Origin of the sequence: Burkholderia pseudomultivorans (assembly GCF_902499075.1) — a bacterium.
In the GTDB taxonomy this organism is placed as follows: domain Bacteria; phylum Pseudomonadota; class Gammaproteobacteria; order Burkholderiales; family Burkholderiaceae; genus Burkholderia; species Burkholderia pseudomultivorans.
The window spans coordinates 33,061-54,992 of record NZ_CABVPP010000044.1 but is presented as its reverse complement, the minus strand read 5'-3'; the positions used below and the strand labels follow the sequence as shown (position 1 = coordinate 54,992).

The 21,932-nt window shown below is 69.8% G+C and carries 16 protein-coding genes; 8 read left to right on the top strand and 8 right to left on the bottom strand.

Annotated elements, in window-relative coordinates:
- Positions 1-46: 46 nt before the first annotated feature.
- The 6 genes from BST28156_RS24390 to BST28156_RS24365 all read right to left on the bottom strand — a co-directional run bounded on the left by BST28156_RS24390 (position 47) and on the right by BST28156_RS24365 (position 6,687).
- The gene (locus BST28156_RS24390; protein WP_060243348.1) at positions 47-1,090 is read right to left on the bottom strand and encodes a LacI family DNA-binding transcriptional regulator; all 1,044 of its coding nucleotides are present in this window, start codon (positions 1,088-1,090) and stop codon (positions 47-49) included.
- A gap of 363 nt (positions 1,091-1,453) precedes the next feature.
- Positions 1,454-2,419: an NAD(P)-dependent oxidoreductase gene (locus BST28156_RS24385; RefSeq protein WP_174903544.1), complete on the bottom strand. Its 966-nt coding sequence runs from the start codon at positions 2,417-2,419 to the stop codon at positions 1,454-1,456.
- Positions 2,420-2,423: 4 nt separating this feature from the next.
- On the bottom strand, positions 2,424-3,704 hold the full coding sequence (locus BST28156_RS24380) for an MFS transporter (RefSeq protein WP_174903543.1): 1,281 nt from the start codon (positions 3,702-3,704) through the stop codon (positions 2,424-2,426).
- A gap of 131 nt (positions 3,705-3,835) precedes the next feature.
- Positions 3,836-4,828 (bottom strand): sugar kinase, encoded by a 993-nt coding sequence (locus BST28156_RS24375; RefSeq protein ID WP_174903542.1) that lies wholly within the window; start codon positions 4,826-4,828, stop codon positions 3,836-3,838.
- Between the two features lie 27 nt (positions 4,829-4,855).
- A complete protein-coding gene (locus BST28156_RS24370; protein ID WP_174903541.1) occupies positions 4,856-5,620 on the bottom strand; it encodes a TIM barrel protein in 765 nt (254 codons plus the stop codon).
- Between the two features lie 173 nt (positions 5,621-5,793).
- Positions 5,794-6,687 carry a LysR family transcriptional regulator gene (locus BST28156_RS24365; protein ID WP_060243361.1) on the bottom strand — a complete coding sequence of 298 codons (894 nt, stop codon included), beginning with the start codon at positions 6,685-6,687 and terminating at the stop codon, positions 5,794-5,796.
- A gap of 111 nt (positions 6,688-6,798) precedes the next feature.
- On the opposite strand from BST28156_RS24365, the gene BST28156_RS24360 reads away from it, so the two are divergent.
- Both BST28156_RS24360 and BST28156_RS24355 read left to right on the top strand, forming a co-directional pair.
- Entirely contained in the window at positions 6,799-7,866 is a 1,068-nt protein-coding gene (locus tag BST28156_RS24360) for a YeiH family protein (protein WP_174903540.1), read from the top strand.
- A gap of 103 nt (positions 7,867-7,969) precedes the next feature.
- Positions 7,970-9,703, top strand: coding sequence for a ClcB-like voltage-gated chloride channel protein (locus tag BST28156_RS24355; RefSeq protein ID WP_196487983.1), 1,734 nt, complete (start codon positions 7,970-7,972; stop codon positions 9,701-9,703).
- Between the two features lie 39 nt (positions 9,704-9,742).
- Here BST28156_RS24355 and BST28156_RS24350 read toward each other — a convergent pair whose 3' ends face one another.
- On the bottom strand, positions 9,743-10,363 hold the full coding sequence (locus BST28156_RS24350; protein ID WP_060243371.1) for a TetR/AcrR family transcriptional regulator: 621 nt from the start codon (positions 10,361-10,363) through the stop codon (positions 9,743-9,745).
- A gap of 190 nt (positions 10,364-10,553) precedes the next feature.
- Here BST28156_RS24350 and BST28156_RS24345 point away from each other — a divergent pair, with 190 nt between their 5' ends.
- The 4 genes from BST28156_RS24345 (at position 10,554) to BST28156_RS24330 (ending at position 17,546) form a co-directional block, all read left to right on the top strand.
- The gene (locus tag BST28156_RS24345) at positions 10,554-11,663 is read left to right on the top strand and encodes an efflux RND transporter periplasmic adaptor subunit (RefSeq protein WP_174903539.1); all 1,110 of its coding nucleotides are present in this window, start codon (positions 10,554-10,556) and stop codon (positions 11,661-11,663) included.
- Positions 11,660-14,812: an efflux RND transporter permease subunit gene (locus tag BST28156_RS24340; protein WP_174903538.1), complete on the top strand. Its 3,153-nt coding sequence runs from the start codon at positions 11,660-11,662 to the stop codon at positions 14,810-14,812. Before BST28156_RS24345 ends, BST28156_RS24340 begins: the two co-directional genes overlap by 4 nt.
- A gap of 2 nt (positions 14,813-14,814) precedes the next feature.
- Positions 14,815-16,380, top strand: a complete 1,566-nt coding sequence (locus BST28156_RS24335) for an efflux transporter outer membrane subunit (protein WP_174903537.1) — start codon at positions 14,815-14,817, stop codon at positions 16,378-16,380.
- A gap of 137 nt (positions 16,381-16,517) precedes the next feature.
- Complete coding sequence (locus BST28156_RS24330) at positions 16,518-17,546, top strand: MerR family transcriptional regulator (protein WP_174903536.1); 1,029 nt, start codon at positions 16,518-16,520, stop codon at positions 17,544-17,546.
- A 173-nt stretch (positions 17,547-17,719) separates the two neighbouring features.
- Here BST28156_RS24330 and BST28156_RS24325 read toward each other — a convergent pair whose 3' ends face one another.
- Positions 17,720-19,099 carry a sigma-54 interaction domain-containing protein gene (locus BST28156_RS24325; protein ID WP_174903535.1) on the bottom strand — a complete coding sequence of 460 codons (1,380 nt, stop codon included), beginning with the start codon at positions 19,097-19,099 and terminating at the stop codon, positions 17,720-17,722.
- Between the two features lie 211 nt (positions 19,100-19,310).
- On the opposite strand from BST28156_RS24325, the gene BST28156_RS24320 reads away from it, so the two are divergent.
- Positions 19,311-20,222, top strand: a complete 912-nt coding sequence (locus BST28156_RS24320) for an MBL fold metallo-hydrolase (RefSeq protein WP_437341301.1) — start codon at positions 19,311-19,313, stop codon at positions 20,220-20,222.
- A gap of 30 nt (positions 20,223-20,252) precedes the next feature.
- On the top strand, positions 20,253-21,920 hold the full coding sequence (locus BST28156_RS24315) for a bifunctional protein tyrosine phosphatase family protein/NAD(P)/FAD-dependent oxidoreductase (RefSeq protein ID WP_174903534.1): 1,668 nt from the start codon (positions 20,253-20,255) through the stop codon (positions 21,918-21,920).
- Positions 21,921-21,932: the final 12 nt, after the last annotated feature.

Below are 21,932 nucleotides of genomic sequence, written 5' to 3'. Positions count from 1 at the left end.
TTGTTCGGGGCGGCGCACCGGACGCGCCGCGTGCCCCGAATGATACTCAGCTTGCGGTCGACGCGCGCGCGATCAGCTCGCCCGGCAGCATCGCGACGCGCACGTCGCCGGCCGCGCCGTCGATGCGCTCGTGCACGAATTCGACGGCCTTGTAGCCGATCTCGTAGGTCGGCTGACGGATCGTCGTGATGCCGATCAGCTCGGCCCATTCCGGATCGTCGATCGACAGCAGCGCCGCGCTGGCCTGCCATGCGGCGCCGAAACGCGCGCGCAGATGGCGCGCAATCGCCAGCGCGACCGGCGCGTTCGCGGCGAACAGCGCCGCGCGCACGCCGCGTCGCGCGGCGTCGTCGATGCGGGCGTCGATGTCCGCAAGCGCCGCATCGGCCGCGTCCGGCGCGTTCAGGTCGAGCACGACCGTCGACGGCACCGGGCGCCCGCGCGCGGCCAGCGCCGCACGGAACGCGGCCTCGCGCACGCGCCGCGAGCTGACGTGCTCGAACGGCTGCACGACGAAATGGATCGCGTCGAAACCGCGCTCGATCAGGTGCGCGAGCGCCGCCTCAATCGCGTCGGCGTTGTCGAGCCCGATCAGGTCGGCCTCGAAGCCCTCGACCGTGCGGTCGACCAGCACGGCCGGAATGCCGCCGCCGCGCAGCGGACGCAGCACGTCCTCTTCGGCGCCGAGCGCGTTGACGATCAAGCCTTCGACGCGGTAGGTCGTGAGCAGCTGCAGGAAGCGGCGCTCCATTTCGACTTCGTTCGCCGCGTGACAGATCAGCGGCATGTAGCCGAGCGCGTGGCACGCGGCCTCGACGCCCTGCAGCACTTCGACGGTATACGGATTGGTCAGGTCGGCCACCAGCATGCCGAGCAGCCGGTTGCGGCCGCGCTTCAGGCCGCGCGCCATCTGGTTCGGCCGGTAGTTGAGCCGCGCGATCGCCGCCTCGATCCGCTGGCGCAGATCGGCGGACAGCACGTGGGTCTCGCCGTTCAGATAGCGCGAGACGCTGGTCTTGCCCGTGCCGGCCTCGCGCGCGACGTCGCTGATCGTCGCCGGACGCTGCGTGGAAGGTTGCAAATCGGTCACTGTCGAGCCTCGCGACGTACGATCCGCGCCGCTTCGTGAGCAGACGGACCATTGTTGTTGGATACGAAAGCCACTGGCGGACTCCTCTGTCGATCGGGTCTCGACCGGAACCGGCGTGTCAGCGCATGGCTCCGGCCGCCTGCAAGGCTGTCGGCGCTTGCGCGCCCGCTCCGTCCCGTGCCCGGACGCCCGACCGCCCCGCGGCCTGACGCCGCCGGGCCGGTCGCCGGTCGCCGCCGGCAGCCGTGCCGGAGCATTGCTGCGACGAGCGGGCGATCATAACGCAGCCTGCCCTCCGGCACCAAGACCATCGACTCTAGCGGCGCCGGCCTCCCCGCACGGCGCGCGCCCGCGCACCACGCGTCAGCGCCGTGCGAGCACGTCGGGATTGACGAGATTGGTGCGCAGCGTGCCGGCCAGCGCGCCGACCAGGTTTTCCGCCGCGCAGCGCGCCATTGCGTGGCGCGTCTCGTGCGTCGCCGAGCCGATATGCGGCAGCGCGACGACGTTGCTCATCCGCAGCAGCGGCGAATCGGCCGACAGCGGCTCCTTCTCGAACACGTCGAGCCCCGCGCCGCGGATCGTGCCCGCGCGCAGCGCGTCGATCAGCGCGGCCTCGTCGACGACGGGCCCGCGCGACGCGTTGATCAGGATCGCGCCGCGCTTCATCTTCGCGAATTCGGGCGCACCGATCAGGTGACGCGTATCGGGCGACAGCGGCACCTGCAGGCACACGAAATCCGACTGCGCGAGCAACTCGTCGAGCGTCACGCGCCGGGCGCCGTACTGCGTCTCGGCTTCGGCATGCGCCGAGCGGTTCGTGTACAGCACCCGCATCCTGAAGCCGAGCGCCGCGCGGCGCGCGACCGCGCCGCCGATCCGCCCGAGCCCGACGATGCCGAGCGTCTTGCCCTGCACGTCGGTGCCGTACAGGTCGGGGCCGATGCTGCGATGCCAGTGGCCGGCCTTGACCCACTCGGCCAGTTCGACCACGCGCCGCGCGGACGCGAGGATCAGCGAGAACACGGTATCGGCGGTCGATTCGGTCAGCACGTCCGGCGTATGCGCGAGCACGATGCCGCGCCGCGTGAGGTCCGCGACGTCGAAGTTGTCGTAGCCGACCGAAATCGTCGACCACGCCTTCAGCCGCGGCGCGCGGTCGAGCATCTGCGGCGTGATCTTCAGGCTCGCGCCGATCGCGCCGTCGACGTTGCCGAGCGCATCGGCGAGCGCGTCGGCGCCGTCGGCCGGCACGACGTCCGCATGCTCGCGCAGATACGCGAGAACGTCATCGGGCAGCGGCTTGTACGCGACGATACGGGGCTTCATCGTTTCATTTTCCTTGCAGCGGCGCGGCGAGCGAATGCGCATCGCGCGCCTGGGGTTTGACGGACAGCGTGAGGATCACCGCGGCGACCAGCGCGGCGCTCATGAACGCATACGACGCGACGGGCGACCCGGTCGCGCCGTTCAGGTAGCCGACGAAATACGAGCCGACGAACGAACCGAGTGCACCCATGCTGTTGATCAGCGCCATCGCGCCGCCCGCGACATTCTTCGGCAGCAATTCCGGCACGATCGCGAAGAACGGGCCGTACGGCGCATACATCGCGGCGCCCGCGACGACCAGCAGCGCGTACGAGATCCAGAAATGCGACGAGCCGAGCGCGAACGACGCCGCGAACGCGGCCGCGCCGATCAGCAGGAACGGCCACACGAAGCCGCGGCGCGAGCCGACCTTGTCCGACGCCCACGACGCGGCGAGCATCGCGATCGTCGCCGCGAGATACGGCAGCGCGGACAGCCAGCCGGTCGCGACCATCCCGAGCGCGGAACCGTTCTTGACGATCGACGGCAGCCACAGCACGAAGCCGTACACGCCGATGCTCCAGCAGAAATACTGCGCGCACAGCTTGATCACGGCCGGCGAGCGGAACGCCTCGCCATAGTTGCGCACCGGCTTGATCGCCGCCTGCTCGGCGGCAAGCGTGGTTTCCAGGTCGCGCTTTTCCTGCGCGCTCAGCCACGGCGACTGCGCGGGCTTGTCCTGCACGAGGAACCACCAGCACACGGCCCAGAGGATCGCCGGCACGCCTTCCGCGATAAACATGTGGCGCCAGCCGAATTCGTGCACCAGATAGCCGGACACGACCGACATCCACAGCACGGTGACCGGGTTGCCGAGGATCAGGAACGTGTTGGCGCGCGAACGCTCGCTCTTCGTAAACCAGTTGCTGATGTAGATCAGCATCGCCGGCATCACGGCCGCCTCGACCACGCCGAGCACGAAGCGGATCGCCATCAGCGACGGGATATTGCTGACGATGCCCGTGAGCGCCGCGCAGCCGCCCCACAGCACGAGGCTGACGAACACGAGCTTCTTCACGCTGCGGCGCTCCGCGTAGATCGCGCCGGGAATCTGGAAGAAGAAGTAGCCGAGGAAGAACAGCGCGCCGATCAGCGACGACAGGCCCTTGCCGATCCCGAGGTCCTGGTTGATGCCCGCCGCCGACGCGAACCCGTAGTTCGCGCGATCGAGATAGGCGAGGCTGTACGTGATGAAGACGATCGGCATGATCGTCCACCAGCGGCGGGGTGCGAGATTGCTTGCCATCAGAGTGTCTCCTTTGTCGATCGGAGCGGATGCTTCAGCTGCGTCGACCGGGTGTGATTGCTTCATGCGTTCCGTGTCGCCTGTTGCCCGCGCACGAAAACCGGAACCGCGGGTCTTGCAATGCCGGCCGTTCAGTGTGCGGCGGCGGTTTCCTCGATGCGCTCGGCACGCTGGCCGGCGCTTTCGAGCCGGTCGAGCGCCGCACGGGTCGGCAGCCCTTCCGAATCGCCGATCACCTGGATCGCGAGCGCGCCGATCAGGTTGCCGCGCGCGACGGCCTGTTCGACCGCGCGGCCTTCCAGCAGCGCGCTGACCACGCCGACCGCGAAACCGTCGCCGGCGCCGACCGTGTCGACGACATTGTCGACCCGCTCGCCCGCGACCGTGCCCTCGCGGCCGTCGGCCGTCCGGTAGTACGCGCCTTCGGCGCCGAGCTTGATCACGACGCCGCGCGCGCCCTGCGCAAGGTAGAAGCCCGCGATGTCGGCCGGTGATTCGCGGCCGGTGAGCTGCCGCCCTTCGGCCAGCCCGGGCAGCACCCAGTCGGCGAGCGCCGCCAGCGCGTTCAGCGTGTTCGCCATGACCTCGGCCGACGGCCACAGCGTCGGGCGCAGGTTCGGGTCGAACGAAATCGACTTGCCGGCCGCGCGCATCTCGCGCGCCAGCTTGAATGCGAGTTCGCAGGACGTCGCCGAGATCGCCGGCGCGACGCCGGTCAGGTGCAGATGGCGCGCGCCGAGCACGTAGTCGGCCACATAGTCGTCGCACGACAGATGGCTTGCGGCCGAGCCCTTGCGGAAATATTCGACGGTCGGATCGCTGCCGTCGTCGTTGCGCGACTTCAGCTGGAAACCGGTCGGATAGCGCGGATCGACGGTCACGCACGACGCGTCGATACCTTCACGCGCGAGCGTGTCGAACACGTAGCCGCCGAACGAATCGCGACCGACGCGGCTCATCCAGCCGACCTTGAAACCGAGCCGGGACAGGCCGATCGCGACGTTCAGGTCGGCGCCGGCGATCCGCTTCGTGAATTGCGCGGCGTGCGCCAGATGACCGGGCTCCGTCGCGACGAACATCGCCATCGCTTCGCCGTAGGTGACGACATCGAGTGCTGCTTGCATCGTTGAATCCTCCGTATCTGTCCTGCGTCACGCGCTCGCGAGCCATGCGACGCGCCGGCGCGCATCGCCCGCCAGGTCGGCCGCATCGAACGGGAACTCGATGCCGCGCGGCACCTGCCGCGGCAGCGCCGCGAGCACGCCGGTCACGAGCGGATCGTGCGGCGCCGGCGCCACCGCGAAGCGGCGCGCGCCCTCGCCTTCGACGGCCTTGCAATGAATGTATTCCACATGCGGCGCGAGCGCCTGTGCGCATTCGAGCGGCGCTTCGCCCGGCCACTGCCAGTTGCCGATGTCGAACGTCATGCCGAGCGCATCGGCCGTGCCGGACGCGGCCAGCGCGTCGAACAGGCCGCGGAACTGCGCGAACGCGCCGCCGACCGGCAACTGGCCGTTCTCGACCACCACGCGCGCACGCGCACCGCGCGATAACGCGGCGATGTCGGCCGCATGCGCGTCGCCGGCAAACCCGCCGAGCTGGAACTTCACGAAGCGCGCGCCGAGCGCATCGGCTTCGACGAGCGTGTCGCGCAGCGCGTCGGCGTCGAGCGCGCCCGACTCCGTGTACAGCGAGGCCGGCGTCGAATAGACCGACCACAACCCATGGCCGGCCAGTTGCGCGCCGAGCGCGGCCAGCGCCTCGGGCGCTGCGTCGGCGTCCGACGCGAACAGCTCGCGCCGGATCTCGAAGCCCGCCGCACCGGCGGCCGCGACGTCCGCGACGAATGCACTGTGGCCCGCCTGGCGCACGCGGTCCATCCCGAATGCGCTCGCCACGATCACGATGTCTGTCATGTTGCCCTTTTACTTCCGGAATGGAACCGGTTCCATTTGCTTGAGACGGATGGTGCGCTTCGCGTCAGGCACGCGCCATAGAGGAAATCCCTAGGATCTGCGGAATGGAGCCCGGCCGCGCGATGCGCCGTCAACGTGCCGCATCGCGCGTGCCCGGGCCGTGCGGCAGCCCCCTACCCGGCAGCCTGCGCAACGCTCATTTCGAGGAACTGCGCGGCGACCCGCGACGGCGCGCCGCCGTGCGGCACCAGGATCGAGAAATGGCGCGTGAGCGGCGCCGGCGCGAGCGAGCGCGCGACGAGCGCCGCATCGTCGTGGCGCAGCGACATCGCGGACACGAACCCGACGCCCATGCCGGCGCGCACGGCCTCCTTCACGGCCTCGACGCCGGCGATCTCGAATGCGACGCGCATCGGCGCACTCTGCTGCGCGAACGCCCGCTCGACAAGCTGCCGCACGGCCGAGCCCTCCTCGCGCAGCACCAGCGGATGCGCGGCGAGCGCCGCGAGCGTGACGCCCGAAGCATGCTCGGGCGCCGCGAGCGGATGCGCGGCCGGCACGATCGCGACGATCTCGTCCTCGCGCCACGCATGCACCGCGGTGCCGGGCGGCAGCGCCTCGCCGGGCGGCCCTTCGATCATCGCGATGTCGAGCGACGGCAGCGCGGCGACCACGTCGGCCGTGTTGCCGCTCATCGTCTGGATCGTCACGCGCGGCGCGCGCGGCTGGAACGCGGCGATCAGGTACGGCAGCAGGTAGCTCGCCGGCGTCGTGCTCGCGCCGATCCGCAGCGTGCCGGCCTCGAGGCCGCGCACCGCGTCGCGAAACGCGCGCGCCTGCGCGAACGTGTCGCGTTGCGCCTTCGCATACTGCGCGAGCTGCTCGCCGACCGGCGTCAGCCGAATGCCGCGGCCGTCGCGCTGGTACAGCGGCTCGCCGAATTCGTCCTGCAGCAGCCGCAGCTGGCCGGACACGGCCGGCTGCGACAGGTGCAGCGCGACGGCGGCATGGCTGATGTTCAGGTGCTCGGCGACGGCGGCGAACGTTATCAGTTGATCCGGGGTCATGGGGATAAATTATCGGCTTTCCGGATAGTTTACGTCACAAATCACAATTTTTCATATCGATATAACGAAATTAGGATTACAGCATCGCAACACGCTCCTCACGGTGCTTCCATGTCCACTGCTCCGACTCCCCCTCTCAGCCACGCCGCGCCGTCGATGCGCGGCCAGTTGAACGGCGTGCTGTTCGTCGCGCTGTTCGCGGCGGCCGTCACGAGCCTGTCGCAGCTGCCCGCGATCGCGGGGCTCGGCCTGTCGCCGCTGATCGTCGGGATCGTCGCGGGCGCGCTGTACGGCAACGCGCTGCGCGACGGCATGCCGGCGAGCTGGGCGGCCGGCGTCAATTTCTCCGCGCGCAAGCTGCTGCGCATCGCGGTTGCGTTCTTCGGGCTGCGCGTGAGCCTGCAGGAGATCGCGCAGGTCGGCCTGCCGGGCCTGACCGTGTCGGTGCTGGTCGTGGTCAGCACGCTCGCGATCGGCACCTGGGCCGGCATGAAGCTGATGAAGCTCGACCGCGACGCCGCGCTGCTGACTGCGGCCGGCAGCGCGATCTGCGGCGCGGCCGCCGTGCTCGCGTTCGAGTCGACGCTGCAGTCGAAGCCGCACCAGAGCGCGATGGCGGTCGGCAGCGTCGTGCTGTTCGGCACGCTGTCGATGTTCCTGTACCCGATCGCGTATCACGCCGGGCTGCTGAACCTCGATCCGGCCGGCCTCGGGCTGTTCTTCGGCGGCACGATCCACGAGGTCGCGCAGGTGGTCGGCGCGGCGAGCGACATCAGCCCGCAAGTCGCGCATATCGCGACGATCGTCAAGATGACGCGCGTGATGCTGCTCGTGCCGGTGCTGCTCGTGCTCGGCTGGTGGCTCGCCCGCTCCGCGCAAACGGCGGCCGGCGGCGCGCAAGGCAAGCGCAAGGTCGCGGTGCCCTGGTTCGCGCTCGGCTTCCTGGCGTTCGTGATCGTCAACTCGCTGAACGTGTTGCCGGCCGACGTCACGCACACGCTGAACGTACTCGACACGTTCGCGCTGACGATGGCGATGACTGCGCTCGGCATCGAGACGCGCGTCGCGCAGATCCGCGCCGCCGGCCCGCGCGCGCTGATGACCGGGCTGATCCTGTACGTCTGGCTGATCGCCGGCGGCTACGCGATCACCTGGGCCGTGCAGCACTGGCTTGGCTGAGCCGCACGTCCGCGCCGCCTCGAACGCCGCGCCCGACGGGGATCTCCCGCGGGCGCGGCGCAGTGCTATGCTTCGCGTCGTTTTCCATCGCCCCCTTGCAGCCGTGCTCTCGTTCCTGCTGAAGCTGCGCACCCGCGCCCGAACGCTGCTCCGCCTGTCGGACGCCCATACGATGCTGATCTGGTCGGCGATCGTCGGCGTCGGCGGCGCTTTCGCGACCATGGCGTTTCGCGAAGGCATCGACCTGATGCAACACCTGATCTCCGGGCGCAGCGGCAGCTTCGTGCAGATGGCGAAAAGCCTGCCGTGGTACGTGCGCTTCTGGCTGCCGGCCGCCGGCGGCTTGCTCGCCGGCTGCGTGCTGCTGCTCGCGACGCGCGGCGACAAATCGTCCGGCAAGACCGACTACATGGAAGCCGTCGCGCTCGGCAACGGCATCGTGCCCGTGCGCCAGAGCCTGTGGCGCAGCGTGTCGTCGCTGCTGACGATCGGCAGCGGCGGCTCGATCGGCCGCGAAGGCCCGATGGTGCAGCTCGCCGCGCTCGCGTCGTCGCTGGTCGGCCGCTTCGCGCACTTCGACCCGCCGCGGCTGCGCCTGCTTGTCGCGTGCGGGGCCGCGGCCGGCATCACGTCCGCGTACAACGCGCCGATCGCCGGCGCGTTCTTCGTCTCCGAAATCGTGCTCGGCACCATCGCGATGGAAAGCTTCGGGCCGATGGTCGTCGCGTCGGTCGTCGCGAACATCGTGATGCGCGAGTTCGCCGGCTACCGGCCGCCGTACGAAATGCCGGTGTTCCCGGCCGTCACCGGCCCCGAGGTGCTGCTGTTCGTCGTGCTCGGCGCGCTGTGCGGCGTGCTCGCGCCGCAGTTCCTGCACCTGCTCGACGCGTCGAAGAACCAGTTCCGGCGGCTGCCGGTGCCGCTGCCGGTGCGGCTCGCGCTCGGCGGCCTCGTCGTCGGCGTGATCTCGGTGTGGATTCCGGACGTGTGGGGCAATGGCTACAGCGTCGTGAACAACATCCTGCATTCGCCGTGGACCTGGCAGGCGCTTGTCGCGGTGCTGGCGTTCAAGGTGATCGCGACCGCCGCAACCGCCGGCTCGGGCGCGATCGGCGGCGTGTTCACGCCGACGCTGTTCGTCGGTGCCGTGTTCGGCTCGCTGTTCGGGCTCGCGATGAATGCGCTGTGGCCGGGGCACACGTCCGCGTACTTCGCCTATGCGATCGTCGGGATGGGCGCGTTCATGGCGGGCGCGACGCAGGCGCCGCTGATGGCGATCCTGATGATCTTCGAGATGACGCTGAGCTACCAGGTCGTGCTGCCGCTGCTGGTGTCGTGCGTATTCGCGTACTTCGTCGCGCGTGCGACCGGCACGACCTCGATGTACGAGATCACGCTGCGCCATCACCAAGACGCGGCGGAACGGCTGCGGCTACGCACCACGCAGATGCGCGAGCTGATCCAGCCCGCGCAGACGGTCGTGCCGCTCACCGCGAGCGTCGCCGACATGACGCGCGTGTTTCTCGAATATCCGGTGAAGTATCTGTACGTGACCGACGACGCGGGCCGCTTCCGCGGCGCGGTCGCGCTGAAGGACATCACGTCCGACCTGCTCGACAAGCGCGACACGACCGACAAGACGGCCGCGCACTACGCGCACACGCCGTTTCCGCTGCTCACGCCGGACATGCCGCTCGCGACTGCGCTCGAGCGCTTCATGGCGTTCCAGGGCGAACGGCTGCCGGTGATCGAGAGCGAGGCGGAGCCGACGCTCGCCGGCGTCGTCTACAAGACGTCGCTGCTCGATGCGTACCGGCGGATGACCGGCGAGCGCTGACGGACGCGACGCACCGCTTGCCGCGCGGCGGCAAACCGTTCAGTCCGGCGCGCGCCCCAGCACGACCCACGAGAAGAAACCCGCGAGCACGGCCTCGGCCGCCTCGGCCGACACCTGCTGCGGATCGGCCGTGTAGTACGCCTGCACGCCGTCGCACAGGCTCATCAGCCCGAGCGCAAGCGTCTCTGCCGGCAGCCGCAGCGGCGTGCCCGAGCGCTCGGCGAACGCCCGGATGATTTCGGCCATGCGCGCGCGCGTTTCCAGCAGGAACTGGTTGAACTGCACGCGGAACTTCGCATCGCGCGCCGCCTGCAGCTTCGCTTCGACCCACAGCAGGAAGCAGCGGTCGTCGACATGCATGCGCCGGTAGTACGCGAGTGCGGTCGCCTCCATCTGCTCGCGCGTGCCGCCGCCCTCGAAGATCTGCTTCAGATCATCCTGCACCGATACGTGATCGCGCTCGAGCAATTCGAGCAGCAGTTCGGCCTTGCTGCGGAAATTCGAATAGAACGCGCCGCGCGTATAGCCGGCCGCCGCGGCAATGTCCTCGACGCTCGCGGCGACGAAGCCTTTCTTCAGAAAAATCGACTGCGCAGCATTCAGCAGACGCTCTCGCGTCTGGTCCTTGCTCTGCTCCCGTGTCAAGCGCTTTGGTTTCATGGCGCGCAGTCTAGCACCCTTTTCCTTTCGGATTCATCTTTGCATTCGGATACAGCTGTGTATTAGAATTCGCCACAGTTTCCGAATCATGTTGTCCGGCTGTCCGTGCGCGCCCGTGCCGGCGCCGCTCGGGGCAGGTGCGAACCGCGCCTGCCGGCCTCGCTCCGCTCTCCTCTCACCTGGGGGTTTCGTGAATCGCTCCGGTTCCCGCGCCGCGCTGCTGATCGGCGCCGCGCTCGTCCTCACCGCCTGTCACCCGAAAGAGTCCGCGCCGCCCGCGCCGCGCCCGGTCGTCGCGCTGCCCGCGCACGCCGACGGCGCCGCGGCCGTGCGCACGCTGCCCGGCGAGATCCAGCCGCGCTACGCGACGCCGCTGTCGTTCCGCATCGCCGGCAAGATCGTCGAGCGCAAGGTGCGGCTCGGCGATACGGTCAAGGCCGGCCAGGTCGTCGCGCTGCTCGATCCGTCCGACGTCGAGAAAAACGCCGCGAGCGCGCAGGCGCAGCTCGACGCGGCGACGCACAGCCTCGCGTTCGCGAAGCAGCAGCTCGACCGCGACCGCGCGCAGGCCCGCGAAAACCTGATCGCGACCGCGCAGCTCGAACAGACCGAGAACAGCTACACGTCGGCGCTCGCGCAGCGCGACCAGGCGCAGCAGCAGCTCGCGCTCGCGAAGAACCAGCTCCGCTACGCGACGCTGGTCGCCGATCACGCCGGCGTCATCACGGCCGAGCAGGCCGACACCGGCCAGAACGTGTCGGCCGGCCAGGCCGTCTACCAGCTCGCGTGGGCCGGCGACGTCGACGTGGTCAGCGACGTGCCCGAAGGCGCGCTCGCGTCGCTCGCCCCCGGCCGCACAGCCACCGTCACGCTGCCGTCGCTGCCGGGCCGCCCGTTCGCCGCGAAGGTGCGCGAAATCGCGCCGGCCGCCGATCCGCAAAGCCGCACGTACCGCGTGAAGCTCACGCTCGCCGCGCCCGATCCGGCGATCCGCCTCGGCATGACCGCAAACGTCGCGTTCGACGGCGCACCGGCCGCCGGCGACGCGCAGCCGATCACGCTGCCCGCGACCGCGCTGTTCCACGACGGCCCGCATCCGGCCGTGTGGGTCGTGCGCGCGAAGGACGACACGCTGGAGCTGCGCCGCGTCGACGTCGCGCGCTTCAACGAACGCACGGTCACCGTGTCGCACGGGCTGCAGCCGGGCGAGCGCGTGGTGCTGCAAGGCGTACATACGGTCAGCGCGGGCGAGAAGGTGCATCCGATCGCGCCGCTGCATCCGGAGGATTTCGCTTCATGAGTCCGTCTCACGAAGAAGGCCGCTTCAACCTGTCCGCGTGGGCGCTGCGCCATCAGGCGCTGGTCGTCTACCTGATCGCGCTCGCGACGCTCGCGGGCATCCTCGCGTACACGCGGCTCGCGCAGTCCGAAGACCCGCCGTTCACGTTCCGCGTGATGGTGATCCGCACCTTCTGGCCCGGCGCGACCGCGCGGCAGGTCCAGGAACAGGTCACCGACCGGATCGGCCGCAAGCTGCAGGAAACGCCGGCCATCGACTTCCTGCGCAGCTATTCGCGCCCCGGCGAATCGCTGATCTTCTTCACGATGAAGGACTCGGCGCCCGTGAAGGACGTGCCCGAAACCTGGTACCAGATCCGCAAGAAGGTCGGCGACATCGGCTACACGCTGCCGCCGGGCGTACAGGGGCCGTTCTTCAACGACGAGTTCGGCGACGTCTACACCAACATCTGGACGCTCGAAGGCGACGGCTTCTCGCCCGCGCAACTGCACGACTACGCGGACCAGCTGCGCACCGTGCTGCTGCGCGTGCCGGGCGTCGCGAAGGTCGACTATTTCGGCGACCCCGACCAGCGCATCTTCATCGAGGTGAACAACGCGCAGCTCACGCGCCTCGGCATCTCGCCGCAGCAGCTCGGACAGGCGATCAACGCGCAGAACGACATTTCCTCGGCCGGCACGCTGACGACCGCCGACGATCGCGTGTTCGTACGCCCGAGCGGCCAGTTCGACAACGTCGCCGCGATCGCCGACACGCTGATCCGCATCAACGGCCGCACCTTCCGGCTCGGCGACCTGGCAACCGTGACGCGCGGCTACGACGATCCGCCCGTCACGCAGATGCGCGCGAACGGCAAGGCCGTGCTCGGCATCGGCGTGACGATGCAGCCGGGCGGCGACGTGATCCGGCTCGGCAAGGCGCTCGACGCGGAGTCGAAGGATCTGCAGGCGCGGCTGCCGGCCGGGCTCAAGCTCACCGAAGTGTCGAGCATGCCGCACGCGGTATCGCACTCGGTCGACGACTTCCTCGAAGCCGTCGCCGAAGCGGTCGCGATCGTGCTGATCGTGAGCCTCGTGTCGCTCGGCCTGCGCACCGGGATGGTGGTCGTGATCTCGATCCCGGTCGTGCTCGCGGTGACCGCGCTGTTCATGTATCTGTTCGACATCGGGCTGCACAAGGTGTCGCTCGGCACGCTGGTGCTCGCGCTCGGGCTGCTGGTCGACGACGCGATCATCGCGGTCGAGATGATGGCCGTGAAGCTCGAACAAGGCTACAGCCGCGCGCGCGCCGCCGCGTTCGCGTATACGAGCACGGCGTTCCCGATGCTGACCGGCACGCTCGTCACCGTGTCGGGCTTCCTGCCGATCGCGCTCGCGAAGTCGAGCACCGGCGAATATACGCGCTCGATCTTCGAAGTCTCGGCGATCGCGCTGATTGCGTCGTGGTTCGCGGCGGTCGTGCTGATCCCGCTGCTCGGCTATCACCTGCTGCCCGAGCGCAAGAAGCACGCGCACGAAGCGCACCTGCCGGACGACCATGAGCACGACATCTACGACACGCGCTTCTATACACGGCTGCGCGGCTGGATCCGCTGGTGCATCGAGCGACGCTTCGTCGTGCTGCTGATCACGGGCGCGCTGTTCGTCGTGTCGCTGCTGGGCTTCTCGCTCGTGCCGCAGCAGTTCTTCCCGAGTTCCGACCGCCCCGAGCTGCTGGTCGACCTGCGGCTGCCCGAAGGCGCGTCGTTCGCGGCGACGCTGCGCGAGACCGAGCGCCTCGAGAAGGTGCTCGACAAGCGGCCCGAGATCGATCATTCGGTGAACTTCGTCGGCAGCGGCGCGCCGCGCTTCTACCTGCCGCTCGACCAGCAGCTGCAATTGCCGAACTTCGCGCAGTTCGTGATCACCGCGAAATCGGTCGACGATCGCGAAAAGCTCGCGAGCTGGCTCGAAACCACGCTGCGCGACCGGTTCCCGGCCGCGCGCTGGCGGCTGTCGCGGCTCGAGAACGGGCCGCCCGTCGGCTATCCCGTGCAATTCCGCGTGAGCGGCGACGACATCGCGACGGTCCGCTCGATCGCCGAAAAGGTCGCGGCGACGATGCGCGGCGACGCGCGCGCGGTCAACGTGCAGTTCGACTGGGACGAGCCGGCCGAGCGCTCGGTGCGCTTCGAGCTCGACCAGAAGAAGGCGCGCGAGTTGAACGTCACGTCGCAGGACGTGTCGAGCTTCCTCGCGATGACGCTGTCCGGCACGACCGTCACGCAGTATCGCGAACGCGACAAGCTGATCGCGGTCGACCTGCGCGCGCCGCAGGCCGATCGCGTCGATCCCGCGAAGCTCGCCGGCCTCGCGCTGCCGACGCCGAACGGCGCGGTGCCGCTCGGCTCGCTCGGCCGCTTCACGCCGACGCTCGAATACGGCGTGGTGTGGGAGCGCGACCGCCAGCCGACCATCACCGTGCAGTCGGACGTGCGCGCCGGCGCGCAGGGCATCGACGTCACGCATGCGATCGACGGCAAGCTGAACGCGCTGCGCGCGCAGCTGCCGGTCGGCTACCGGATCGAGATCGGCGGCTCGGTCGAGGAAAGCGCGAAGGCGCAGACCTCGATCAACGCGCAGATGCCGCTGATGGCGATCGCCGTGTTCACGCTGCTGATGATCCAGCTGCAAAGCTTCTCGCGTGTGCTGATGGTCGTGCTGACCGCGCCGCTCGGGCTGATCGGCGTGGTCGGCACGCTGCTGCTGTTCGGCCAGCCGTTCGGCTTCGTCGCGATGCTCGGCGTGATCGCGATGTTCGGGATCATCATGCGCAACTCGGTGATTCTGGTCGACCAGATCGAGCAGGACATCGCGGCCGGTCACGGCCGCTTCGACGCGATCGTCGGCGCGACCGTGCGGCGCTTCCGCCCGATCACGCTGACGGCCGCGGCCGCCGTGCTCGCGCTGATCCCGCTGCTGCGCTCGAACTTCTTCGGGCCGATGGCGACCGCGCTGATGGGCGGCATCACGAGCGCGACCGTGCTGACGCTGTTCTACCTGCCTGCGCTGTATGCGACGTGGTTCCGCGTGAAGAGCGGCGAGCGCGACCCGCAGGACGGCCCGCCGCACGACGACGGCACGCCGCCGGCCGCGCCGTCGGGAGCCTGACCATGACCTTGACGATGAACCTGAAAATCCGCGCCGCGCGCACGCTCGCCATCGCGAGCCTCGCCGGCCCGCTCGCCGGCTGCGCATGGTTCGCGCCGAGCGGCGAGCCGCCGGCGATGCCGTCGCCGGCCCATTACGGCGCCGCGCCGCAAGTCCAGCAAACCGTCGCCGCGCACGGCGTCGCGCAGCAATTCGAAGTCGGCGCGCAGCCGGTGCCGGACTGGTGGAAACAGTACCGCTCCGACGCGCTGAACGCGCTCGTCGACGAAGGGCTGCGCAACAGCCCGACGCTCGGCGCCGCGTCGCACTCGCTCGATGCCGCACGCGAGCAGTTGCGCGCGCAGATCGGCAGCTCGCTGCTGCCGTCGATCGACGCCGGCGGCCAGGCCGCGCGCCAGCGCGCACTCGGCGTGCCGATCCCCGCGCTCGGCGCGCCGACGCTGCTGTACGACACGTTCGTGGGCCAGCTGCAGGCGAGCTACACGATCGACCTGTTCGGCGCCGCGCGCTTCGCGAACCGCGCGCTCGCCAAACGCGTCGATGTCAGCGCGTTCCAGCTCGAATCCGCGCGGCGCGCGCTCGCGGCGAACATCGTCACCGCGTCGATCACGGTGGCCGTGCTCAATGCGCAGATCGACACGACCGAACGGCTCGTCGCACTTGCCAATGACCAGGCGCACGATGCCGAACGCCGCCATGCGCTCGGGGCGGCGTCGCGCAGCGATGCGCTGAACGCGCGGCAAAGCGCCGACACGTTCGCGGCCAGCCTGCCCGCGCTGCGCCAGCAGCGCGACACCGCGCGCCATGCGCTCGCGGTGCTGGTCGGCCGCACGCCCGACCGACCGCCGGCCGATCTCGCGCTCGCCGACCTGCATCTGCCGGAACAGGTGCCCGTCGTCGTGCCGTCGGACCTGCTGCAAAGCCGCCCCGACATCCAGGCGGCCGATGCGGGGCTGAAGGCGGCCGCGGCCGAGGTGGGCGTCGCGACCGCGCAGCTGTTCCCGCAACTGTCGCTGTCGGCCGCGATGGGCAAAGGCGGTTTCAGCTGGCCGACGATGCTGTCGGGCGCCGGCGCGATCTGGAACATCGGTGCGTCGCTGAGCCAGCCGATCTTCCACGGCGGCGCGCTGCTCGCGCAGCGCCGCGCGGCGAAGGCGACCTACGAGGCGGCAGTCGACCAGTACCGGCAGACCGTGCTCGCCGCGTTCCAGAACGTCGCCGATTCGCTGGCCGCGCTCGAGCACGACGCCGAGGCGCTCGACGCGATGTCGCGCGCGGCATTGTCCGCGCGCGGCGCATACGACGACGCGGCCGCCCGCGTGCGGCTCGGCGCGCTGCCGCCGTCGGCCGCGCGCGCGAGCGAGCTGCAGTACCGCAACGCGCGGCTCGACGAGATTCGCGCGACCGGCGCGCGCTTCGCGGATACCGCGCGGCTGTATCAGGCAATGGGCACGCCGCCGGTCGACCGGGACGACCACGCCGGCAAGTCGACCGGCGACCGTTCGACCGCCGCCACCGGCAACGAAGCGCGCGCCGCCACGCCGGACGCCACGCCTGCGCCGCAATAAATTGCAGTAAGCCGCCACCGGCCGGCGCTTCGATCGGGCGCGCGCGGGACACCCCGCGCGCGCTTTTCGACCTTCCGCTTGACCCTCACGTAGCGTAACGTTCCAGACTCCAGTGTGCGCCCCAAACGGAGGAACGAATGCGACTGAAAGTGGGAGAACTGGCGAAACGCAGCGGGCTGACCGTCCGCACGCTTCATCACTATCACGCGATCGGCCTGCTGACGCCTTCGGCGCGCGCCGACAACGGCTACCGGCTGTACGACCGCGACGACATCGCCCGGCTCCACCAGATCCAGGCCCTGCGTCGCTTCGGACTGTCGTTGACCGAAATCGGCGATTACCTGAACCAGCCCGACGCGCCGCTCGTCGATCTCGTCGCCAGGCAGATCGCGTCGCTCGACCGTCAGCTTGCGCAGACGACGCAGCTGCGCGAACGACTCGTCGGCCTGCACGCGCAACTCGCCGCGGGCACCGAGCCGGAGCTGGCCGATTGGCTCACCACACTGGAGTTGATGACCGTGTACGACAAATATTTTTCCGCAGCAGAACTGGCAAGCCTGCCGATGTACCGCAAGAGCCAGACCGGCGACCCGGAGTGGATCGCGCTCGTGGCCGACGTGCGCGCGCTGTACGATGCGGGCGTGCCGCCCGAGGACGAACGCGTCCGCACGCTGGCCGACCACTGGATGACGCTGCTCGTGCGCGACACGAACAACGATCCGCGGCTGCTCGCGAAACTGAATCTGATGCATGAACGCGAACCGGCGATGCAGTCGCAGATCGGCATTTCGACCGTATTGCGCGACTACGTGCTGAAGGCCGTCGCCGAAACCAAGATGCAGGTGTTCGAAAAGTACCTGGCGCCGGACGAGATCCGCTTCATGCGCGCGCACTACGGCGAACGCGCGATGGAATGGCCGCAACTGATGGGCGACGTGCGCGACGCGATCGAGGCGGGCGTCACGCCCGATTCGCCGCAAGGCCGCGCGCTTGCGCAGCGCTGGCTCGACCTGTTCCGCGGCTATGCGGGCGACGATCCGGCCACGCATGCGAAATTCCGCGCGGCAATGGCGAACGAACCGGCGCTGGCGAAGAACGCGTGGGTCGACGACACGCTGCTCGGCTTCATTCGTGAGGCGATGGCGCAGCTTGCGCCGGCGCGCTGAACGGCGACGCGTCAGGCAGTGATGCGCGGGCGGTATGGCGCCGCCCGCGTGCGTCGGCCGGGCCGTCCGGGTCCGGCCGACGACAACCGCCATCGCGCAATGCTCTTTCACGGCATCGACCTCGGACGAGACGCTTCACGCCCCCTGCCGATGCGCGGCACGGCCAGCCCCGCTCAACCGCCGCGCGTGCCCAGCCCGAGCGCCTTCAGGCGCCGGTACAGCGTGCGCTCGCTGAGCCCCGTGCGCTCGGCCAGCGCCTTGCGCGTGCCGGTGAACGCGCTCGCGATGCGCACCAGTTCGTCATCGGTCAGCACGCTCGTCGCGGCGGCGCGATCCGGCTGCGCCGCCGCCATCGCGACGAGTTCGGCCGGCAGATGCTCGACGCGGATCGCGCCGTCGTCCGCGAACAGGCAGGCGCGTTCGAGCACGTTGCGCAGCTCGCGGATATTGCCCGGCCACGCATACGCATCGAGGCACGCCCGCGCACGCGCGGTCAGCACGAACCGGCGCGCCGCCTCGCCCGCACCGGCGCGCGCGTTGGCGATGCGTCGCAGGATCGATTCCGCAAGCAGCGCGACATCGCCGCGCCGTTCGCGCAGCGGCGGCAGCGCAATCGGAAACGCGCTGATCCGGTAGTAGAGATCCTGGCGGAACCGGCCGTCGTCGATCATCTCGCGCAGCGGCTTGTGCGTCGCCGCGACCAGCCGGAAATCCGCGCGCAGCGCCTCGACGCCGCCGACGCGCCGGAACGTGCCCGACTCGATCAGCCGCAGCAGCTTGACCTGCATCGGCAGCGGCACGTCGCCGATCTCATCGAGAAACAGCGTGCCGCCCTGCGCGGTTTCGACGAGGCCCGGCTTGCGCTGGTTCGCACCGGTGAACGCGCCCTTCTCGTAGCCGAACAGTTCGCTTTCGAACAGCGTCTCGGCAATGCCCGAACAATCGACGACGACGAACGGCCCCAGCGCGCGGTCGCTCGCTTCGTGCAATGCGCGCGCGAACAGCTCCTTGCCGGTACCCGATTCGCCGAGCAGCAGCACCGGCAGCATCGACGGCGCGACGCGCTGCAGCGCCTCGAGCGCCGCGTTGAACGGCTCGGAGCCGCCGACCAGCCCTTCCGCGCTGGGCTGCGCGGACGCGCTGCGCACCGTCGTCAGCCGCTCGACATAGGCGATCACGTCGCCGTGCGCATCGAAGATCGGCCGCAGCTCGACGTCGACGTGCTCGGGACCGCGCGGCGTGTGATGGATGTGCAGCACGCGGTTCAGGCTGCGCGACTCGCGCGCCTGCTTCATCGGGCAATGCTCGCCAGCCTGGTCGCACGGCACGTCGTAGTGGTGGGAGACCTGGAAGCAGTGCCGGCCCACATGCTCGACGCCCGCCACGCCGAACTGGCGCCGGTACGCGTCGTTCGCGGCGAGGATACGGTAGTCGGGATCGACGACGATCATCGGCTGCGGATCCTGTTCGAGATAGGCGACGAGCGCGCGCACGTCGGGCGCGAGTTCGCGCGGCGAAACGGGAACGATCGGGATGGTGTGGTGCGGGTTCATGAGCGGCTCGGCGACGATCTGCCAGTTTGGCTGCCAATTCTGCCATGACACTGCCAGATGTGGCAGTTCGCGCGCTCGGCGCGTCGCCATCTACGCCCGCGCACCGCTGCGTTTTCACCGAAAACCCGAGCCAAATCAAGTCCCTGGCGCGCCCCGCCGACATCGCGCGACGCGCTGGCACGCTTCTTGAAGAGCATGTCCCCGATTGCCGATGCAGAACCCGATCGAGGACATTCCCGTGACCCATGCCCCCGCCCTGTCGGTCGAAGGCTTTTTCGACCCGGCGACCCACACCGTCAGCTATCTGCTGCTCGATACCGAAAGCCGCGCGTGCGCGCTGATCGACAGCGTGCTCGACTACGACCCGAAGTCCGGCCACACCGGCACGGCCAGCGCCGACCGGCTGATCGCCCGCGTCGCCGAGCTCGGCGCGGACGTGCACTGGCTGCTCGAGACGCACGTGCATGCCGATCACCTGTCGGCCGCGCCCTATCTGAAGGAACACGTCGGCGGCCGGATCGCGATCGGCGCGCAGGTGCTGCGCGTCCAGCAGGTATTCGGCGGACTGTTCAACGCCGGCCCCGGCTTCGCGCGGGACGGCAGCCAATTCGACCGGCTGCTCGACGACGGCGACACGCTGGCGCTCGGCGCGCTGACGATCCGCGCGCTGCACACGCCGGGCCACACGCCCGCCTGCATGACCTACTGCGTCGACGACGCGACGCAGCGCGCGGCCTTCGTCGGCGACACGCTGTTCATGCCCGACTACGGCACCGCCCGCTGCGACTTCCCCGGCGGCGACGCGCGCACGCTGTACCGCTCGATCGCGCGCGTGCTGGCGCTGCCGCCCGACACGCGCCTGTACCTGTGCCACGACTACCAGCCGGGCGGGCGCGACGTGCAGTACGTGACGACCGTCGCCGAGCAGCGGCGCGCGAACGTGCACGTGAAGGCAGGCGTGACGGAAGACGATTTCGTCGCGATGCGCACCGCGCGCGATGCGACGCTCGACATGCCGGTGCTGATGCTGCCGTCGGTGCAGGTGAACATGCGCGCCGGCCATCTGCCCGAGCCCGAAAACAATGGCGTGCGCTACCTGAAGATCCCGCTCGACGCGATCTGAGCGCCGCCGCCCCCAACGGAGAACCCCGACATGTCCATCCGCAAGCTGACCGACACGCTGTCGGTCTCGCCGCAGATCGCGGCGGCCGACCTGTCCGCGCTTCACGCGGCAGGCGTACGCGCCATCGTCTGCAACCGTCCCGACGGCGAAGGCGCCGACCAGCCGACTGTCGCCGAGATCCGCGCGGCCGCCGCGCCGCTCGGCATCGACGTCCATTACCTGCCCGTCGACACCGGCAAGGTCACCGACGACCAGGCCGCGCAGTTCGGCGCGCTGGTCGCTTCGCTCGACGGCCCCGTGCTCGCCTACTGCCGGACCGGCACGCGCTCGGCCACGCTGTGGGCGCTCGCGCAAGCGGGCCTGCGCCCGCTGAACGACATCGTCGCGACGGCCGCCGCGGCCGGCTATGACCTCAGCGCGCTCGCGTCGCGTCTCGCACAGGGCGGCCGGCGCGCGGCGCCGGATGTCGAAGCGCGGCACGACATCGTGATCGTCGGCGCCGGCGCGGCCGGCGTCGCGGTCGCATCGAGCCTGCTCGCGCGCGATGCTTCGCTCGATATCGCGGTGATCGATCCGGCCGACGTCCACTACTACCAGCCGGGCTGGACGATGGTCGGCGCGGGCGTGTTCCGGCCCGAGACGACCGCACGCGAGATAAGCGCCGTGCTGCCGCGCGGCGTGCACCGGATCCGCGCGGCCGTCGCGGCCTTCGAACCCGATGCGCACGCAGTCGTGCTCGACGGCTGCCGGCGCATCGGCTACCGGAGGCTCGTCGTGTGCCCGGGGCTCAAGCTCGACTGGCGCGCGATCGACGGCCTCGCCGACACGCTCGGCCGCAACGGCGTCACGTCGAACTACCGCTACGACCTCGCGCCGTACACGTGGGAACTCGTGCGCGCGTTCCGCGGCGGCAATGCGCTGTTTACGCAGCCGCCGATGCCGATCAAATGCGCGGGCGCGCCGCAAAAGGCGATGTACCTGTCGTGCGACCACTGGCGCCGCGCCGGCCGGCTCGGCGCGGCGAACGTCGAGTTCCTGAACGCGGGCGGTGCACTGTTCGGCGTTGCCGACTACGTGCCCGCGCTGATGGAGTACGTGAAACGCTACGACATCGGGCTGTCGTTCGGCCACAACCTCGTCGCGATCGACGGGCCCGCGCGCCGCGCGACGTTCGTGCGCGCGTTGCCCGAAGGCGGCACGGAAACGGTGGTGCGCAGCTTCGACATGATTCACGTCGTGCCGCCGCAACAGGCGCCCGACTTCGTGCGCGCCAGCCCGCTCGCCGATGCGGCCGGCTGGGTCGACGTCGATCCGGCGACGCTGCGGCACCGACGCTTTCCCGACATCTTCGCGCTCGGCGACGCGACCAACACCACCAACGCGAAAACGGCAGCGGCCGCGCGCAAGCAGGCGCCGGTCGTCGCGCACAACGTGCTCGCGTCGCTCGGCCGCGCGCTCGGCGACGCCGCGTACGACGGCTACGGTTCGTGCCCGCTGACCGTCGAGCGCGGCAAGATCGTGCTCGCCGAATTCCTGTACGGCGGCAAGGTCGCGCCCACCTTCCCCGCGTGGCTGATCGACGGCAAGCGCCCGTCGCGGCTCGCGTGGCTGCTCAAGGAACGCATCCTGCCGCCGCTTTACTGGAAGGCGATGCTCAAGGGCCGCGAATGGCTCGCGAAACCCGCGATCGCGCGCTGAGCGCCGTCGCGT

Coding starts and splice junctions, on each gene's coding strand:
- BST28156_RS24385 (WP_174903544.1), bottom strand. CDS start 2,419: ATGAAGCCCCGTATCGTCGCGTACAAGCCGCTGCCCGATGACGTTCTC.
- BST28156_RS24380 (WP_174903543.1), bottom strand. CDS start 3,704: ATGGCAAGCAATCTCGCACCCCGCCGCTGGTGGACGATCATGCCGATC.
- BST28156_RS24315 (WP_174903534.1), top strand. CDS start 20,253: ATGTCCATCCGCAAGCTGACCGACACGCTGTCGGTCTCGCCGCAGATC.
- BST28156_RS24320 (WP_437341301.1), top strand. CDS start 19,311: ATGCAGAACCCGATCGAGGACATTCCCGTGACCCATGCCCCCGCCCTG.
- BST28156_RS24340 (WP_174903538.1), top strand. CDS start 11,660: ATGAGTCCGTCTCACGAAGAAGGCCGCTTCAACCTGTCCGCGTGGGCG.
- BST28156_RS24370 (WP_174903541.1), bottom strand. CDS start 5,620: ATGACAGACATCGTGATCGTGGCGAGCGCATTCGGGATGGACCGCGTG.
- BST28156_RS24365 (WP_060243361.1), bottom strand. CDS start 6,687: ATGACCCCGGATCAACTGATAACGTTCGCCGCCGTCGCCGAGCACCTG.
- BST28156_RS24360 (WP_174903540.1), top strand. CDS start 6,799: ATGTCCACTGCTCCGACTCCCCCTCTCAGCCACGCCGCGCCGTCGATG.
- BST28156_RS24330 (WP_174903536.1), top strand. CDS start 16,518: ATGCGACTGAAAGTGGGAGAACTGGCGAAACGCAGCGGGCTGACCGTC.
- BST28156_RS24335 (WP_174903537.1), top strand. CDS start 14,815: ATGACCTTGACGATGAACCTGAAAATCCGCGCCGCGCGCACGCTCGCC.
- BST28156_RS24325 (WP_174903535.1), bottom strand. CDS start 19,099: ATGAACCCGCACCACACCATCCCGATCGTTCCCGTTTCGCCGCGCGAA.
- BST28156_RS24375 (WP_174903542.1), bottom strand. CDS start 4,828: ATGCAAGCAGCACTCGATGTCGTCACCTACGGCGAAGCGATGGCGATG.
- BST28156_RS24350 (WP_060243371.1), bottom strand. CDS start 10,363: ATGAAACCAAAGCGCTTGACACGGGAGCAGAGCAAGGACCAGACGCGA.